The sequence below is a fragment of the Micromonospora sp. NPDC052213 genome (genome assembly GCF_040679695.1).
Taxonomy (GTDB): Bacteria; Actinomycetota; Actinomycetes; order Mycobacteriales; family Micromonosporaceae; genus Micromonospora.
In genome coordinates, this window is sequence record NZ_JBFAVI010000011.1 from 14,086 (window position 1) to 30,831 (window position 16,746).

General features: G+C 74.8%; 17 protein-coding genes. 13 read left to right on the plus strand and 4 right to left on the minus strand.

The window, feature by feature from the left end; all coding sequences use genetic code 11:
- Positions 1 to 8 precede the first annotated feature (8 nt).
- From AB0L34_RS05045 to AB0L34_RS05070, 6 genes are all read left to right on the plus strand, one after another.
- Complete coding sequence (locus AB0L34_RS05045) at positions 9 to 695, plus strand: endonuclease VII domain-containing protein (protein ID WP_363701969.1); 687 nt, start codon at positions 9 to 11, stop codon at positions 693 to 695.
- Positions 614 to 1,453: a proteasome subunit beta gene (gene prcB, locus AB0L34_RS05050; protein ID WP_350704275.1), complete on the plus strand. Its 840-nt coding sequence runs from the start codon at positions 614 to 616 to the stop codon at positions 1,451 to 1,453. Before AB0L34_RS05045 ends, prcB begins: the two co-directional genes overlap by 82 nt.
- Positions 1,454 to 1,515: 62 nt before the next feature.
- Positions 1,516 to 2,346 carry a proteasome subunit alpha gene (gene prcA, locus AB0L34_RS05055; protein WP_363701971.1) on the plus strand — a complete coding sequence of 277 codons (831 nt, stop codon included), beginning with the start codon at positions 1,516 to 1,518 and terminating at the stop codon, positions 2,344 to 2,346.
- Positions 2,347 to 2,697: 351 nt separating this feature from the next.
- A complete protein-coding gene (pafA, locus tag AB0L34_RS05060) occupies positions 2,698 to 4,056 on the plus strand; it encodes a Pup--protein ligase (RefSeq protein WP_363701973.1) in 1,359 nt (452 codons plus the stop codon).
- Positions 4,057 to 4,125: 69 nt separating this feature from the next.
- The gene (locus AB0L34_RS05065) at positions 4,126 to 4,311 is read left to right on the plus strand and encodes a hypothetical protein (RefSeq protein WP_350704269.1); all 186 of its coding nucleotides are present in this window, start codon (positions 4,126 to 4,128) and stop codon (positions 4,309 to 4,311) included.
- Between the two features lie 161 nt (positions 4,312 to 4,472).
- A complete protein-coding gene (locus AB0L34_RS05070) occupies positions 4,473 to 5,021 on the plus strand; it encodes a peroxidase-related enzyme (RefSeq protein WP_363702061.1) in 549 nt (182 codons plus the stop codon).
- Between the two features lie 54 nt (positions 5,022 to 5,075).
- Here the strand turns inward: AB0L34_RS05070 and AB0L34_RS05075 are convergent, their stop codons facing one another.
- Together AB0L34_RS05075 and AB0L34_RS05080 are read right to left on the minus strand one after the other, a co-directional pair.
- Entirely contained in the window at positions 5,076 to 6,161 is a 1,086-nt protein-coding gene (locus AB0L34_RS05075; protein WP_363701975.1) for a DUF3866 family protein, read from the minus strand.
- A 117-nt stretch (positions 6,162 to 6,278) separates the two neighbouring features.
- Positions 6,279 to 7,241, minus strand: a complete 963-nt coding sequence (locus tag AB0L34_RS05080) for a cation diffusion facilitator family transporter (RefSeq protein WP_363701977.1) — start codon at positions 7,239 to 7,241, stop codon at positions 6,279 to 6,281.
- 123 nt (positions 7,242 to 7,364) lie between these two features.
- Between AB0L34_RS05080 and AB0L34_RS05085 the strand changes: the two genes are divergently transcribed.
- The 7 genes from AB0L34_RS05085 (at position 7,365) to AB0L34_RS05115 (ending at position 13,116) form a co-directional block, all read left to right on the plus strand.
- Complete coding sequence (locus AB0L34_RS05085) at positions 7,365 to 8,363, plus strand: WYL domain-containing protein (RefSeq protein ID WP_363701979.1); 999 nt, start codon at positions 7,365 to 7,367, stop codon at positions 8,361 to 8,363.
- Positions 8,360 to 9,424, plus strand: a complete 1,065-nt coding sequence (locus AB0L34_RS05090) for a YafY family protein (RefSeq protein WP_363701981.1) — start codon at positions 8,360 to 8,362, stop codon at positions 9,422 to 9,424. Before AB0L34_RS05085 ends, AB0L34_RS05090 begins: the two co-directional genes overlap by 4 nt.
- A 10-nt stretch (positions 9,425 to 9,434) precedes the next feature.
- Positions 9,435 to 9,683 (plus strand): hypothetical protein, encoded by a 249-nt coding sequence (locus AB0L34_RS05095; RefSeq protein WP_357456897.1) that lies wholly within the window; start codon positions 9,435 to 9,437, stop codon positions 9,681 to 9,683.
- A gap of 198 nt (positions 9,684 to 9,881) precedes the next feature.
- Positions 9,882 to 10,181, plus strand: coding sequence for a Sec-independent protein translocase subunit TatA (gene tatA, locus AB0L34_RS05100; protein WP_363701983.1), 300 nt, complete (start codon positions 9,882 to 9,884; stop codon positions 10,179 to 10,181).
- A 17-nt stretch (positions 10,182 to 10,198) separates the two neighbouring features.
- Positions 10,199 to 11,149, plus strand: a complete 951-nt coding sequence (tatC, locus tag AB0L34_RS05105; protein WP_363701985.1) for a twin-arginine translocase subunit TatC — start codon at positions 10,199 to 10,201, stop codon at positions 11,147 to 11,149.
- A gap of 640 nt (positions 11,150 to 11,789) precedes the next feature.
- Positions 11,790 to 12,395 carry a response regulator transcription factor gene (locus tag AB0L34_RS05110; protein WP_363701987.1) on the plus strand — a complete coding sequence of 202 codons (606 nt, stop codon included), beginning with the start codon at positions 11,790 to 11,792 and terminating at the stop codon, positions 12,393 to 12,395.
- Positions 12,396 to 12,540: 145 nt separating this feature from the next.
- Entirely contained in the window at positions 12,541 to 13,116 is a 576-nt protein-coding gene (locus tag AB0L34_RS05115; RefSeq protein ID WP_350704252.1) for a response regulator transcription factor, read from the plus strand.
- A 116-nt stretch (positions 13,117 to 13,232) separates the two neighbouring features.
- Here AB0L34_RS05115 and AB0L34_RS05120 read toward each other — a convergent pair whose 3' ends face one another.
- Together AB0L34_RS05120 and AB0L34_RS05125 are read right to left on the minus strand one after the other, a co-directional pair.
- A complete protein-coding gene (locus AB0L34_RS05120) occupies positions 13,233 to 14,996 on the minus strand; it encodes an ABC transporter ATP-binding protein (RefSeq protein ID WP_363701989.1) in 1,764 nt (587 codons plus the stop codon).
- Complete coding sequence (locus AB0L34_RS05125) at positions 14,993 to 16,720, minus strand: ABC transporter ATP-binding protein (protein ID WP_363701991.1); 1,728 nt, start codon at positions 16,718 to 16,720, stop codon at positions 14,993 to 14,995. Before AB0L34_RS05125 ends, AB0L34_RS05120 begins: the two co-directional genes overlap by 4 nt.
- Positions 16,721 to 16,746 lie beyond the last annotated feature (26 nt).

Below are 16,746 nucleotides of genomic sequence, written 5' to 3' on the forward strand. Positions count from 1 at the left end.
AAACGGACATGCCACTCCCTCTTGATGACCGGGACGGTCGGCGTCGCTGCCGTGACTGCGGGGAATGGAAGCTGATCGACGAGTTCTGTTCGAGCAGCAAGCGGCCCAGTGGTCGCGGCAGCTACTGCAAGCCGTGCTTCAACCAGCGGTCCAAGGCTAGCTATGCCAAACGGGTGCGGGAGACGCACGGGCGGGAGGTCAAGCCGGTTCGGGAACTTCCGGCGGGGCATCGCTTCTGCGCTGACTGCGGATCGGTCAAGCCGATGACCGACTTCCCCCGCAACCGGTCGGACAGCAGCGGCTACGGCACGTACTGCAAGCCGTGCCACAACGTCAGGACCCGAAACACGAAGCAGCGACTCTACGGCGGCAGTCGCGAGTACCACCTGCGGCGGCGTTACGGGATCGGTGAGAAGGAGTTTCAGGAGCTCCTGGCCGAGCATGGCGGCGTCTGCGCGATCTGCGGCACGCCGGACCCCCAACATCTGGACCACGATCATCGCACCGGCTGGGTGCGCGGGATATTGTGCTTCAACTGCAACGGTGGTCTCGGCCAGTTCCGTGACGATCAGTCGCGACTGGCCGGGGCGATCACATATCTGAGAGGAACCACGTGGCAGCGGGTTTTGATCCATCCGGGCGTCTACCAGATGTGTTCACCAACGCGGGGACGTCCTCCTTCACCTCGTTCCTGAGCAAGGTGGCCCCCGAGATGCTGCCCGGCCGACGGCCGCTGCCGCCGGGCATGGCCGCCGACATGGCGCCACACGCGACGACCATCGTGGCCATCTCGGCCGTCGGCGGCGTCGTGATGGCGGGCGACCGGCGGGCCACCATGGGCAACCTGATCGCCCAGCGCGACATCGAGAAGGTGCACCCGGCCGACGCGTACTCCCTGGTGGGCATCGCGGGCACGGCGGGCATCGGCATCGAGCTGATGCGACTGTTCCAGGTGGAGCTGGAGCACTACGAGAAGATCGAGGGCGCGATGCTCTCGCTCGACGGCAAGGCCAACCGGCTCGCCTCGATGATCCGCGGCAACCTGGGCGCCGCCATGCAGGGCCTGGCGGTGATCCCGCTCTTCGCCGGCTTCGACCTGGCCGCGAAGGACCCGGCGCGGGCCGGCCGCATCTTCAGCTTCGACGTCACCGGCGGCCCCTACGAGGAGACCGGCTACGACGCGATCGGCTCCGGTTCGTTGTTCGCCCGCTCCGCGCTGAAGAAGCGCTTCCAGCCGGGTCTCTCGATCGACGAGGCGGTCCGGCTCGCGGTCGAGGCGCTCTACGACGCGGCCGACGACGACACCGCCACCGGCGGGCCGGACCTGATCCGCCGGATCTACCCGGTGGTGATGACGGCGACGGCGGAGGGCACCCACCGGCTCACCGACGAGGAGATGTCGGCGATCGCCGAGAGCGTGGTCTCCGGCCGGATGGAGAACCCGGGCGGTTGATCCGCTCCCGCCCGCACCAGTCAGCAGCCGTCAGCACAGCGCCCTGAAGGAGAACCGCCGCCGTGGCCATGCAGTTCTACGCCTCGCCCGAGCAGATCATGCGCGACCGCTCCGAGCTGGCCCGCAAGGGCATCGCCCGGGGCCGCAGCGCGGTCGTCCTGAGCTACGAGGGCGGGGTGCTCTTCGTCGCCGAGAACCTCTCCAGCGCCCTGCACAAGGTCAGTGAGATCTACGACCGCATCGGCTTCGCCGCCGTCGGTCGCTACAACGAGTTCGAGAACCTGCGCCGCGCCGGCGTGCGGATGGCCGACCTGAACGGCCTGAGCTACGACCGGCGCGACGTCACCGGCCGGGCCCTGGCGAACGCGTTCGCGCAGACCCTGGGCGCCATCTTCACCGAGCAGTCGAAGCCGTTCGAGGTGGAGATCTGCGTGGCCGAGGTCGGTGCCAGCGCCGAGGACGACGAGCTCTACCGGCTCACCTACGACGGCTCCGTCAACGACGAGCCGGGCCGGATGGCGATGGGCGGGCAGGCCGAGGCGATCACCGGCGTGCTGAAGTCCCACCACCGTCCGGACATGTCGCTGGGCGAGGCGGTGAAGGTCGCGGTGCAGGCGCTGGGCAGCGTCGGGGGCGAGGGCGGCGCGTCCCGCACCATCGCCGCGAACCAGTTGGAGGTGGCGGTCCTGGACCGGCGCCGGGTGGGACGGACGTTCCGCCGCATCACCGGGGCGGCGCTGACCGCCCTGCTGGACGGCGGCAAGGCCGAGGAGCCGGCCGTGCCGGTCCGTCCGGAGACCCCGACCGCGCCGACCGGGGAGGCGGGGAAGCCCACCACGTCGGCCGGCTCGGCGGACCTGGAGGGCCAGCAGTCGGAGGCCCCCGAGGCGTAGCGGAGTCGGTCGCGCGGGCGTCGGGGCCGTGGGCCCGGGCGCCCGCACGGTCGTCGTACGCCCGCAGGTCGACGCTCCGGCCGCGGCGGGCCCGGTCCCGACCGACCCGCGTGGATCAACCGGGCCGGACGACGCCCGCACCGGCGTGACGCCGTCCCTTCGTGCCGCTACGCCCCGTGCGGCGGCATGGTCCACCCGGGACGCGCCGGCGGGGCGTACGGCGGGGTCGTGCCCGGGTGACGGTGGGGCCGGCGCGCCGGCGTGCCCCCCGGCGGGCCCGCGGGTGTCCCCGGCGTGAGACGACGTGGTGAGCGCTGCCCATCTGGGGCCTCGGGCGGCTAATGTCTCATCATGGAGCGGCGAATCTTCGGCCTTGAGACCGAGTACGGCGTCACCTGCACCTACCGCGGGCAGCGGCGGCTGTCCCCCGACGAGGTCGCCCGGTACCTCTTCCGCCGAGTGGTGTCCTGGGGCCGGTCGAGCAACGTGTTCCTGCGCAACGGCGCCCGGCTCTACCTCGACGTCGGCTCGCACCCGGAGTACGCCACCCCGGAGTGCGACTCGGTGGTGGACCTGGTCGCGCACGACCGGGCCGGCGAGCGGATCCTGGAGGGGCTGCTGGTCGACGCGGAGAAGCGGTTGCACGACGAGGGCATCGCGGGCGAGATCTACCTGTTCAAGAACAACACCGACTCGGCCGGAAACTCGTACGGCTGCCACGAGAACTACCTGGTCTCCCGGCACGGCGAGTTCGGCCGGCTGGCCGACGTGCTGATTCCGTTCCTGGTCACGCGGCAGTTGATCTGCGGCGCGGGCAAGGTGTTGCAGACGCCGCGCGGGGCGGTCTACTGCCTGTCGCAGCGGGCCGAGCACATCTGGGAGGGCGTCTCGTCGGCGACCACCCGGAGCCGGCCGATCATCAACACGCGGGACGAGCCGCACGCGGACGCGGAGCGCTACCGCCGGCTGCACGTGATCGTCGGCGACTCCAACATGAACGAGGTCACGACGCTGCTCAAGGTCGGCACCGCCGACATCGTGCTGCGGATGATCGAGGCCGGGGTGGTGATGCGGGACCTGACGCTGGAGAACCCGATCCGGGCGATCCGCGAGGTGTCGCACGACATCACGGGCCGGCGCAAGGTGCGGCTGTCCTCCGGTAAGGAGGTCAGCGCGCTGGAGATCCAGCAGGAATACCTGGCGAAGGCGACCGAGTTCGTGGAGCGGCGCGGTAGCGACCAGACCGCCAAGCGGGTGGTGGAGTTGTGGGGTCGGGTGCTGCGCGCGGTGGAGACCGGCGACCTGGAGCCGGTGGCCCGGGAGATCGACTGGGTGACCAAGCTCCGGCTGATCGAGCGCTACCAGCGCAAGCACGACCTGCCGCTGTCGCACCCGCGGGTCGCCCAGATGGATCTCGCCTACCACGACCTGCGTCGGGGCCGGGGCCTCTACGGGCTGCTGGAGCGGCGCGGCGAGGTGGACCGGGTGGCCACCGACCCGGAGATCTTCGAGGCGAAGGAGACTCCGCCGCAGACGACCCGGGCCCGGCTGCGCGGCGAGTTCATCCGGCACGCCCAGGAGAAGCGGCGTGACTTCACCGTCGACTGGGTGCACCTGAAGCTGAACGACCAGGCGCAGCGCACGGTGCTCTGCAAGGATCCGTTCCGGGCGTACGACGAGCGGGTGGAGCGGCTGATCGCCAGCATGTGACGGTGCGGGCCGGCCCGGTGTGGTGGTGACCGCCTGCCGGGTCGGCCGGCCCGGTAGGCTGACCGCGCCATGACGACTTCCGAACCTCCTGACAGCGGCCGGGCGCGGCAGAACTGGGTCGAGCGCCGCCGCGAGAAGATCCGCGCCGAGATCGAGCGCAACCGGCGCGGCGAGTACACGGTGCCGACCTGGGTGCTGGCGCTCGCGCTGGTGCTGATCGTGGGCGCCTGGCTCACCCTGATCTTCATGGCCTGACCGGGCCCGGCGGCGCTGGTCGTCACGGCCTGACGCGGCCCCGGCGGCACCGCAAGCTCGAAGTGGCCTCGGCCCGGCGGTGCTGGGACGATCGTCCCGTTCGGCGTTGTCGGTCCGTGGACCGGGCACGCCCCGCCGCGGCGGCAAGGGATGGTGACGTCATCGCACACATCGACCTCGGTATCGACGAGCGGGAGCATCCGGGCATCCGGGGCCCGATGCGGTTCCGGCCGGAGACGGCCAAGCCCCTCAACGCGCTGGCGGAGGCGTTGCTGCGCGCCCCGCACCCGACGCTGACGCCGGGGGAGCGGGAGCTGATCGCGGCGTACGTGTCGGGGCTGAACGAGTGCCGCTTCTGCTGCGCGACGCACTCCGCCTTCGCGGCGGCGCAGCTCCCCTCCGGCATGCCGCTGGTGGACCGGGTCCTCGTCGATCCGGTGGACGCGGAGGTCAGCGACAAGCTGCGGGCGCTGCTGCGCATCGCCGAGGCCGTGCAGCGCAGCGGCCGGGACGTGACGGTGGACCTGGTGGAGGCCGCCCGGGGTGCCGGCGCGACGGACCTGGAGATCCACGACACGGTCCTGATCGCGGCGGCGTTCTGCATGTACAACCGCTACGTGGACGGGTTGGGCACCCTGGTCCCGGACGACCCGGCGGTGTACGAGAAGGCCGCCGAGCGCATCGTGCGGCAGGGCTACCTGGCGACCTGAAGCCGGCCGCCGGGCACGTCTGTCGTCGGGCGTCCGGGTCGGGCGCGGGCCGGGTCAGGTCAGCAGGCGGGCGGCGTGCCGGCCGGCTGCGGCGGCGGCCAGGAAGTACGCGTGGTCGGCGTCGAGGCCCCGGCCCATGGTGGACAGCGGCACCGGCGTCGCCCGCAGCGCGGCGTCGAGCCCGTCGGTGGGCACCCGGACGACGGTGTGCCGCACCGCGAGGGGGGCCAGCGCGGCGTCCACCTCGCGGGCCAGCGCCGGGTCCAGTCCGTCGGGCACGACCAGTTCGGCGGGGGCGAGGGCCACCCGGCCGTACGCGGTGAGGCTGTGGTGCGACACGCCCCGGTGGCGGGGCCGGGGGTCGGCGTCGGAGATCCGCAGCGACCCGACCGGGCGCCCGCCCAGCGTGGCGACGGCGTTGACGGCCTCGCCGACGGCGACGCCGGAGAAGCCCCACCGGGTGCCGGTGCCGAGGTTGCCGGGTCCCTGGGCGACGATCGCCACGTCGGCGCCCAGGACGTGGCGGGCGGCCAGCAGGCCGCTGTGCACGGTGCTCGCCTCCAGGTCGCCGCCGAACGCCTGGCCGACGCTGACCGTGCCGGCGAGGTGGTCGCGCAGCCCGGCGAGGGTGCGGGAGAACCAGGCGGGCAGCGCCCCGCCGTCGGTCAGCACGTACGCCACCCGGGCGTCCGGGGCGTCGGCGTGGATGCCGGCCAGGATCGCCGGCAGCGCGGAGTGCAGGTCGGCGGTGACGACCGGCAGGCCGCCCAGGTCGTCGGCGGCGGCCAGGACCTCGCGGTGCGGGGACGCCTCCTCGTCGACGCCGAGCAGGATCGGCTGCAGCGGGGTGTAGCGGGCCTTGACGAGGTGACCGGCGTCGCGGGTGTCGAGGGCCTGTGGCGGGTCCGGCGGCAGCCGGTCGGGCAGTGCCACGACCAGGGCGTACCCGCCGGTGCCGAGGCCCATCAGCAGCGCGCCGGCGTTGAGCAGCACCCGGTCGCCGGGTTCGGGTCGCCCGACCAGTTCGGGGTAGGCCAGGGCGCGGACCGTGGCGCCGTCGGGCAGGTCGACGTCGAGTTCCACCGCCCCGGTCCACTGCCGCCGCAGCGCCGTCACCGTTCCGGACCGCCATCGCACCATGCCCGGCACGCTAGCGTCGCCGCCCTGGCCGGCCGCGCCCGGGGGCGGCCGGGCAACCGCGCCGTGTGTGTGGGGCTGGAGAAAGCAGGGCGGCCCGGCCCGGGGACGGCAGGGCGGTCAGTCGGTGGGGGTGTCCGGCCGCCGGGCGTCGCCGCGTGGGGCGCCGGTGGGGTCGAGGAAGACGTACCGGATCTGCGGGTAGCGGGCGGTGAGGCGGCGCTCGGCCTCGTCGGCAACCGCCTCGATGGTCGCGCCGCTCGCCTCGTCGTCGAAGTCCAGCTTCGCGGCGACCAGGACGTCGGCCGGGCCGAGCTGCATGGTCAGCAGCGTGTCGAGTCGGCGCACGGTGGCCAGCCCGGCGAGTTCGCCGGCGATCTCGCGGTGCACCCGCTCCGGCACCGCCCGACCGACCAGCAGCGAGATGTTGCTGCGGGCCAGGACGGTGGCGACCACGAGCAGCAGCACCCCGATCAGGATGGAGGCCAGGCCGTCCCACAGCTCCTCGCCGGTGAGCTGGGACAGGGCCAGCCCGACGGCGGCCAGCACCAACCCGATCAGGGCCGCGGCGTCCTCGAAGAACACCGCCTTGACGGCGGGGTCGGCGGTCAGCCGCAGGAACCGGCGTGGTGTGGTGTGCAACTGCAGGGACTCGGTGCGGATCTGGCGTACGGCGCGGGCCAGCGAGACCGACTCGATGGCGAACGACACGGCCAGCACGACGTACGCGGCCAGGTAGTCGTTCCTGTGCTCGTGCACCAGGATGGTGGTGACGCCGTGGGTGATGGCGAAGCCGGCGCCGGCGACGAACGTGAACACCGCCGCCAGGAAGGCCCAGACGTAGCTCTCCTTCCCGTACCCGAACGGGTGGCGGGCGTCTGCCGGGCGCGCCCCGCGCCGCAGCGCGAGGTAGAGCAGCACCTCGGTGGTGGTGTCGGCGACGGAGTGCACGGCCTCGGAGAGCATCGCCGCCGATCCGGAGATCAGCCCGGCGATCAGCTTGGCGACGGCGATGGCGAGGTTGGCGGCCCCGGCGACCACGACGGTGCCGACGCTTTCCGTCTTGACTTCCGGCCGCGCCACCAGGCCACTGTATGACCGCCGGGCGTGCCGTGCGGGCTGACCGGACGCGGGGCCGTGCGACGCGACCCACGTGGTACCCGCGTGGGTGCACGTGCCCGGAGCGCGGGCTGCTAGCGTCTACCCGTGTCGCGGACCCGCACCGAACGCCTGGTCAACCTGGTGATCTGCCTGCTGTCCACGCGACGGTTCCTGACCGCCGCGCAGATCGCCGCGACCGTGCCCGGCTACGAGCACGATCCGGAGGACGCGCGCGACCACGAGGCGTTCCAGCGTAAGTTCGAGCGGGACAAGGCCGAGCTGCGTGAGCTGGGCGTGCCGCTGGAGACCGGGACGGCGAGCGTCTTCGACGCGGAGCCCGGCTACCGGATCGCCCACCGCGAGTACGCGCTGCCGGACATTCCCCTCGAACCGGACGAGGCCGCCGCGGTGGGCATCGCCGCGCGGCTGTGGCAGCACGCCGGGCTGGCCGCCGCCGCCTCCTCCGGGCTGGCGAAGCTGCGCGCCGCCGGCGTCGACGTGGACCCGCAGGCCACGCTGGGCCTGGAGCCGATGGTGACGGTGGACCCGGCGTTCGCGCCGCTCACCGCCGCCGCCCGGGACCGGCGGGAGGTCGCCTTCGACTACCGGGTGCCCGACCGCGACGAGCCGAACCGCCGCCGGTTGCAGCCGTGGGGTGTGGTCTGCTGGCGGGGCCGGTGGTACGTGGTCGGCCACGACCTCGACCGCGAGGCGACCCGCTGCTTCCGGCTGTCGCGGGTGGTCGGCGCGGTCCGGGTGACGGGCGCGCCGGGCGGCTACGAGCCGCCGGCCGGGGTCGACCTGATCAGTCACGTGGCCCGCTGGTCGGGGCCGGTGGAGCGCACCGGGCGGGCCACCGTGCTGGCCGCCCCGGGCCGCGCCGCCGGGCTGCGCCGCTGGGCGGTCGGCGTCACCACCGGGCCCGACGGCGACCGGCTCGTCCTGCCGTACGCCGACGTGGACGTCCTCGCCGGCCAGCTCGTCGGCTACGGTCCGGACGTGCGGGTGCTCGACCCGCCCGAGGTGCGGGAGGCGGTCATCCAGCGGCTCAAGGAGATCGCGGCGCGGCACGACGACCTCGCCGTCGCCGGGGGTGCCCGGTGACCCGGCCGGCCGCCCGTGGCGGCTCCCGCGCGTCGGCCGACCGGCTGGCCCGGCTGCTGAACCTGGTGCCCTACCTGCTCGCCCGGCCCGGCATCGAGATCGCCGAGGCCGCCGGTGACCTGGGCGTCACCGAGCGGCAGCTGCGTGAGGACCTGGAGCTGCTGTGGGTGTGCGGGCTGCCCGGCTACGGCCCGGGCGACCTGATCGACATGGCCTTCGACGGCGACCGGGTGACCATCACCTACGACGCCGGCATCGACCGGCCGCTGCGGCTCACCCCCGACGAGGCCCTCGCGCTGGTGGTGGCGCTGCGGATGCTCGCCGAGACGCCCGGGGTGGCCAACCGGGACGCCGTGGAGCGGGCCCTCGCCAAGATCGAGAATGCGGCCGGCGACCTGGTGGCCGCGCCCGTCGAGGTCCGGCTGCCCGCCGACACCCGTCGGGTGCAGGAGCTGCGGGCCGCCGTCGAGAGCGGCCGGGCGCTGCGCATCACCTACTACACGGCGGCGCGGGACGAGAGCACGGACCGCGTCGTCGATCCGCTGCGGATGCTGATGGTCGGTGGCCGGGCGTACGTGGAGGCGTGGTGCCGCCGGGCGGAGGCGGTGCGGCTGTTCCGGGCCGACCGGATCGACGCGGTCACCGAGCTGGACGAGCCGGCGACGGTGCCGCCGCAGGCCCGCCCGCACGATCTCACCGACGGCGTGTTCCGGCCCTCGCCGGACCTGCCGTTGATCACCCTGCGGGTCGGCCGGGGCGAGCGGTGGATCACCGAGTACTACCCGTGCGAGCGGGTCGAGGCCGGCGTCGGCGACCAGTGGCTGGTCTCGCTGCGGGTCACCGACCTGGGCTGGGCCCGCCGCTTCGTGCTGGGGCTGGGGCCGGACGTCGCCGTGGTCGCCCCGGCCGAGCTGGCCGAGCAGGTCCGGGCCGCGGCGACCGCCGCGCTCGACGCGTACGCGACGCCGACCCCGGCCGTGCCCCGGCGCCCGGCGGACGGGTCGGACACGCCGCCGGCGGTGCCCTTGGCCGACCCGGCGGTGACCGCGGGCACCCAGTAGGCTGGCCGCCGTGGTGAAGTGGATCGTGCTCGCGGTGGTGCTGTTCGCGCTCGTCGTGTTGGCCCTGGCCGTCCGGCCGGTGCTGGCGCGGCTGCCCCGGCTGCGCCGTGCGGCCGTCGCCCTGCAGCGCCGGGCGACGGAGGCGGAGGCGCTGCGGGACACCGCGGAGGCCCTCCAGCAGCGGGCCGAGGCCCTCCAGCAGCAGCTCGACGTTACCCACCGGCGAGTCGAGCTGATCAAGGCCAAGCGCGGCGGTTGATCGATCGGTGTCGCGTCCCTGCGCGATCCGGTCCGGTACCGCGCAGGAACGATCCGTCTGGGGAGTGTTGACGGGACATCCCGGGTTGGTCAAGACTTCACCGGCCGGGACGAACCCGGCGGGTGGCAACGGCCGTCGGCGCACGTACGATGGCTGCGGTACACCCCTCACGACGACACAGAGCGACTGGAGCTTCCCATGGGTGCCCTCAAGCCGTGGCACATCGCCGTACTCGTGGTCGTGCTGATCCTGCTCTTCGGCGCGAAGCGGCTCCCCGACGCGGCCCGTTCGCTGGGCCGGTCGCTGCGGATCATCAAGGCCGAGACCAAGAGCCTGCACGACGACGACCGCGACCTCGCCGAGAAGGCCGACGCGCAGGCCGGCTACCAGCCGCTTCCGCCGCACACCGGTCAGCAGGCTCCGCAGCAGGCGCCTCACCAGGCCGCGCCGCAGCAGCAGCCGGTCGTTGACCCGGTGCACCGCGTCCGCGACAACTGACCGAGGGCCCGAGACCCGTGGCCTTCGCTCTCCGTAAGCGCGGTCCGAGCAACTTCGAGCGGGCCGCCGACGGCTCGATGACGCTGGTCGAGCACATCCGCGAGCTGCGTAACCGGCTGTTCAAGGCGTCGCTGGCGATCCTGGTCGGGTTCGGTTTCGGCATCTGGCTCGCCGGGCCGGTGCTGAACGTGCTCAAGCGGCCGTACTGTGACCTGCCGCAGGCGCAGACGACGAACGGCGCGTGCGACTTCGTCCAGCTCGGCCCGGCCGACCTGTTCCTGCTGAACCTGAAGATCGGTCTGTGGGTCGGGCTGATCATCGCCGCGCCCGTCTGGCTCTATCAGCTCTGGGCGTTCATCGCGCCGGGCCTGCACCGGCACGAGCGGCGCTACGCGTACGTCTTCACCGGGCTGGCGGCGCCGCTGTTCGCCGCCGGGGCGGTGCTGGCGTACTTCGTGACCGCGAAGGGCCTGGAGTTCCTGCTGGACATCTCCGGCAGCGACATCAACACGACGCTGGACATCACCAGGTACGTCTCGTTCGTGACGAACCTGATTCTGCTGTTCGGGGTGGCGTTCGAGTTCCCGCTGCTGGTGTTGATGCTCAACTTCGTCGGCATCGCCAGCGCGAAGCGGCTGCTGGGCTGGTGGCGGGTGGCGGTCTTCGTCTTCTTCGCCTTCTCCGCGGTGGTCACCCCGACGCCCGACCCGTTCGGGATGACGGCGCTGGCGATCTGCCTCTGCGCGCTCTACTTCGCCGCCGTCGGTGTTGCGTACCTCAACGACAAGCGCAAGGGCCGCGGCAAGGAGATCTACGCCGGCATCGACGACGACGAGGTGTCGCCGCTGGAGTTCGAGCCGGAGCCGGTCGAGGCCGGGCAGCGGGTCGACGCCAGCTCCCCGGTCGCTGCCCCGGAGCCGGTCGCCGCGCCGGCGCCGATCGACCGCCGCTACGACGACATGACCTGATCGCGGCTCGACCGCACCATCCGCCGTACGACACCAGCCCCCTTCGCCGGGGGCTGGTGTCGTTTCGGGCCGGTGCCCGGCGTCGGCGCGCCTAGCGCACGCCACCCCCGTCGTGAGCGATCCAGTCGGCAATCTGTCACCAGGCGTTCACAAGATGCGGTCGGGTGATCGCGTCTTTACGATGTGTCGACGTTCCCGACACGGGGAGGTCGCTGCCCAGTGCGTCGCCCGACGTTCCGTCCTCCGCCCGTCGCCGCGCCGGGGGCCGCCCCCCTCGCCGGGCGGCGCCGGCTGCCCGTCGCCCGGTCGACCGCCCCGCTGAGGGCCGCCGGGCGGGGCGCGCGGCCCTACGCCCGTGCTGCTCTCGGCCCGGCGTGGCCGTCCCCACAGCGCCAGCGGTGGCATCCGGCGACCGGCTCCACCGTGTGAGCGCACGCCCCGACTGAGTTCCGGCGGACCCGCCCGCGCGGTCGTCCGGCCCGTCCGGTCGCACCGCCCGGCGCGTGGTCACACCGTGCCCGTGACCGTCGCCACGTCCGACGTCGCGGGCGGGACCCCACAATCCGTCCACGCGGCCGGCCCGCACAGTCCCGTCCAGGGGACTCGGTCGCCACCGCGTACCCGAGATCGGAGCCACGCGTTGATCCGCGTTGTCGTTGCCGAGGAGATGGGGCTGCTGCGCACCGCGCTGTGCGCCGCGCTGTCGAGCCAGGAGGACATCGAGGTCGCTGCCGAGGTGGCCGGGGTGGCGGAGCTGTCCGCCGTGGTGCGCCGGCACCGGCCCGACGTGGTAGTCGTGGACCTGGCGCCGGACGCACCGCAGCCGGTCGAGGTGGTCGCCGAGATCATCGGCACGGCGCCCGAGACGGCCGTGCTGGGCATGGGTCGCCGGTGGAGCCAGGCCGCGGTCGGGGACCTGCTGGCCGCCGGGGTACGCGGCCTGGTCGGCAAGGACGCGTCGCTCGAGGCGCTGGTCGAGGCCGTCCGGGAACTCGCCGCCGGCGGGAAGGTCATCGACGCGGCGGCCGCCGTGACGGCGCTTCGACCCCCGTCCAGCCCGTTGACCCGTCGGGAGGTGGAGGTGCTGCGGGTGGCCGCCGAGGGCCTGCCGCTCAAGGAGATCGCCCGCCGGCTGTTCCTCGCGCACGGCACGGTGCGCAACCACCTGTCGGCGGTCATGCGCAAGACGGGCGCCCGCAACCGGATGGAGGCGGTGTGGCGCGCCCGCCGCGACGGCTGGATCTGACGATCTCCGCCGCCCCGGAGGACAGGGCTTTCTCTCCGCGCTGCGCGCGGAACAGCGCGCGGCGCCTGAACCGAGCGGCGCCGCTCGGTACGTGTTTGAATGCGGACGGTCGTGCTCGGTCTGACGACGCTCGGGAAGGTCAACGGTGATCCGTACCCTGCTGGCCCTCGACGGTGCCCTGGTCCGTGGCGCCCTTTCGCTCGTCCTCGCCGCCGAGGATGACATCAGTGTGGTGGCGGAGCTGGACCGGGAGGACGCCCTCCCGCCGGCGGTCCGGGCGCAGCGCCCCGACGTGGCGGTCGTCGACCTCGATCTCGTCGGGGCGGGGGTGGCCGGGCAGTGCCCCCTGCTGGTGCTCGCCGACCGCCGCCGCGCGCGCAGCCTGCACCGGGTCCTCACGCCGGGGCGGACCGTCGGCATCCTCGGCAACGACGTCGCTCCGCAGCGGGTGGTGGACGGGGTCCGGCGGCTGGCCCGGCGGGAGTCGGTGATCGACGCCGACCTGGTGATGGCGGCGCTGGTCCGGGACAGCCCGCTGACCGTGCGGGAGACCGAGATCCTCGACCTGACGGCGGCCGGGGCGCCGGTCGTGGAGATCGCCCGGATGCTCGGCCTCTCGCCGGGGACCGTGCGCAACCACCTCGGGCGGATCACCCGCAAGGCGGGCGCGCGCACCAGGGTGGAGGCGGTGCGGGTCGCCCGCGAGGCCGGCTGGATCTGACGGCGCCGTCTCCAACCACGATCGGGACCCGGCACGGACCGTGCGGCGCGGAGCCGCATCCCACCACGATCCGGCATCGCCGGTGGCGTCCCGGGCGTGACCGGCCACGCGGGCGGTCACACCCGGCCGAGAGGCACGCGGGCCGGCGGTGCGACGTCCTGCCAGTGGCCGACCAGTTCGCGGTACGTGGGGGAGCGGACCAGCAGATCGTCGTGGGTGCCGACGAGCGGCCGGTCGCCGTCGAACACCAGCACCCGGCGGGCGCGGGTCGCCGAGCTGATCCGGTGCGCGATCACCACCAGCGTGCCGGGGCGGCGGGCGAAGGCGCGCTCGACGGTCGCCTCCAGCGTCGGGTCCAGGTGGCACGTCGCCTCGTCGAGGATCACCAGCGGCGCCGGGGCCAGGTATGCCCGGACCGCGGCGACGAGCTGCCGTTCCCCGGCGGACAGGGCGGCGGGGTCGATCTCGGCGTCGAGCCCCCCGAGGCGGGTCACGAGGGGACGGGCCCCGAGGTCGTCCACGGCGGCCGCCACGGTCGCGTCGTCCACCTCGGGATGCAGGTAGCGCAGGTTGTCGGCGAGGGTGCCGCTGCGCACGTACGCCTCCTGCGGCACCAGCACCCGCAGCCGGGCCAGCGCCTCGGGCGGGGTGGTGGCGACGGGCGTGCCGGCCAGGTGCACCGTGCCGGATTCCGGCGGCACCAGCCCGGCGACCAGGGCGGCCAGCGTGGACTTGCCAGCGCCGCTGGGCCCCACCACCGCCAGGTGCTCGCCGTGGGCCACGGTCAGGGTGAGGTCCACCAGGACGGGCCGGGCGTGCGGGCCGTACCGGAACGTCAGCCCGCGCAGCCGGACCGCGGGCGGGGCGGCCACCGGGTCGGCGCGGCACGGCGGCGGGCCGGCCACGGCGGGTGGGCGCGGCGCCGGTCCGGGCGGTGGGCAGGTGCGCAGGATCCGGTCGAGGGTGACGGCGTAGCGCAGGCCGCCGCCGCCCACGCCCTGCACGACCGCGTGCAGCGCCGGCTGCAGGCCGGTGGTGACATAGACCAGCGCGCCCAGCACGGCGCCGGTGCTGAGCCCCTGCCGCACCAGCCACGGCGCGGCCAGCAGCAGCACCACCACCGGCAGCCAGCCGCCGAGCCCGAGGCTGAGGCTGCGCAGCGCCGCCATCCGGGCCAGCGTCCGCTCGGCGTCGGCCTGCGCCGAGACCCGCCGGGCGACCCCGGCCACGACCCGGTCCTGCGCGCCGCAGGCGACCACGTCGCGGTGCCCGGCCAGCGCGGAAGCCGCCGACCGGCCGAGTTCCTCCCCGGCGGCCACCTGGGCCCGCTGGTGCGCCACCATCGCCGGCAGCGCCGCGGCGAACACCGCCAGCCCGACCAGCAGCGGCGCGGCCACCGCGCCCGCCAGCGGTGGCGCCAGGGCGAGCAGGCCGAGCAGCGCCGCGCCGGCGGTGAACAGGAACCCACGGACCACCAGCAGCAGCCCGCCGAAGGTGTCCCGGACGACCTCCACCTGGTGGGTCAGCCGGGCCACGGCCGCGCTGTCCGGCCGGCCGCCGGCCCGGGTGGCGTCGCGCAGCGCGGCGTGCACCACCCTGGCCGCCAGCTCGTCGCGGAACGGCTCCACCACGTCGCCGAGGCTGCGGTACACCCGCCCGGTGGCGGACGCGCCGACCAGCACGGCCACGGCGAGCCCGGCCAGCCAGGCCAGGCCGGTGCCGAACTGGCCGGCCAGGAAGCCCCGGTCGACCGCGCGGGCCACGAGCAGCCCGCTGAGCAGCGCCGGCAGGGACTCGGCCACCGACCAGGCGGCGAGCCGGCCCAGCGCCCGACGACGGGCGCGCAGCGCCCCCCAGGTCGTGCCGCGTACGCCGCTCACGGGGCGTCACCACCGGGCGCGAAGACCGCCCGGTAGTCCGGGTCGGCCCACAGCCGCCGGTGCGGCGCCACGGCCCGCAGCCGTCCGCCGTCGAGCCAGGCGACCAGGTCGGCCGCCGCCGCCGTCTTCGCGCGGTGGGTCACCACGAGTCGCGTACGCCCCTGCGCGCCGTCGGCCATCGCCTGGGCGATCCGGTGTTCGGTGGCGGTGTCCAGGCTGGACGTCGCGTCGTCCAGGATCAGCAGCCGCTCGGCGGGGAACGCGCGGGCCAGCCCCAGCCGCTGCGCCTCGCCCCCGGACAGCGGCGCGTCCACCAGCCGGGTCCGGAACCCGTCGGGCAGCCGGGCGACGACGTCGGCGACCTGCGCGGCCCGCGCCGCGGCCAGCACGGCCGGGGTGGCCGGGGCGCCGCCGGCGGGCGGGCGTGCCGGCCCGTCGGGCAGGGCGAGCCCGATCGCGTCGTGCACCGTCTCGCCGACCAGGGCCGGCCGGTCGAAGGCGTGCCCGACGGCCCGGCGCAGCGCGGCGGGGCGCAACCGGCGCAGCGGCAGCCCGTCGAGCAGCACCTCGCCGGAGTCCGGGTCGTGCAGCCGGCCGGCCACCGCGGCGAGGGTCGACTTGCCGGCGCCGGAGCGCCCGACGACGGCCACCGTGGCGCCGGCCGGCACGCTCAGGTCGACCCCGTCGAGGACCGCCCTGCCGTCCGCGGCGCGGACGCCGACGGCCCGCAGCCGCAGTTCGCCGCGGCCGGGCGGCAGCGGCTCGGTGCCGTCGCGGCGTACCGGGTGGGCCAGCGGCTCGGCGATCCGGCCGGCCGCCGCGCGGCTGCGGACGAGCCGGTTGAGGGCGGCCAGCACAGCGCCCAGCCCGGCGCCGAGGGCCGCGTACTGCACCGCGGCGACCAGTTGACCGGGGGTGAGCCAGCCGGCGGTGAGCGCGTACCCGCCGACGGCCACGACGGCCACCTGGAGCAGCGGCCCCACGGCGGCGGTGCGGGCGCTCGCCCGGGCCAGCAGCCGCCAGCCGAGCAGGCCGTACCCGCGCAGTTCCGGCAGGGCCGCCAGCACCCGGTCGCGTTCCCGGTCGGCGGTCGCGGCGGCGGCGATGGTGCGGGCGCCGCCCAGCGCCTCCAGCAGCCGGCCCGCGATGGCACCCAGCGCCCGCTGGTACCCGCCGACGGCGGCGGAGGCGTCGGTGACGAACGCGCGCATGAGCACCGCGAGCAGGGCCAGCCCGCCGAGGAGGGTGACGCCGAGCAGCGGCTCGATCAGGGTGAGCGCCACGACGCTGCCGACCGGGGGGAGCAGCGCGACGACGCCCAGCACCACGGCGGTGCCGGCCTGCCCGGCGTCGGCGGCCTGGCCGACGAGCCGACCGACCAGGTCGCCCACCGGGTACCGGCGGACGGTGCGCACGTCGGAGGCGAACAGGTGCCGCAGCAGGCGCCGGCGCAGCAGGGCGGTGGCGCGGGCCGCGCCGTACCCACCGGCGAGGTCGCCGAGGACGTCGGTGACCATGAGGACGGCGACCAGCCCGCAGGCGGCGGCGGGCCACCAGGAGCCGTGACCGCCGACGGCGGCGTCGACGGCGAGCCCGAGCGCCGCGGGAAGCGCCAGTTCGGCGGCCGCGCCGGCGACCGCGACCGCCCCGAGCAGGAGCGTCCAGCCGCCGCCGTCGCGGACCACCCGGCGCAGCAGCCGGTCGGAGCCGGTCAGCGTCCGCATCGGATCTCCCGGGAAAGACGTGCGGC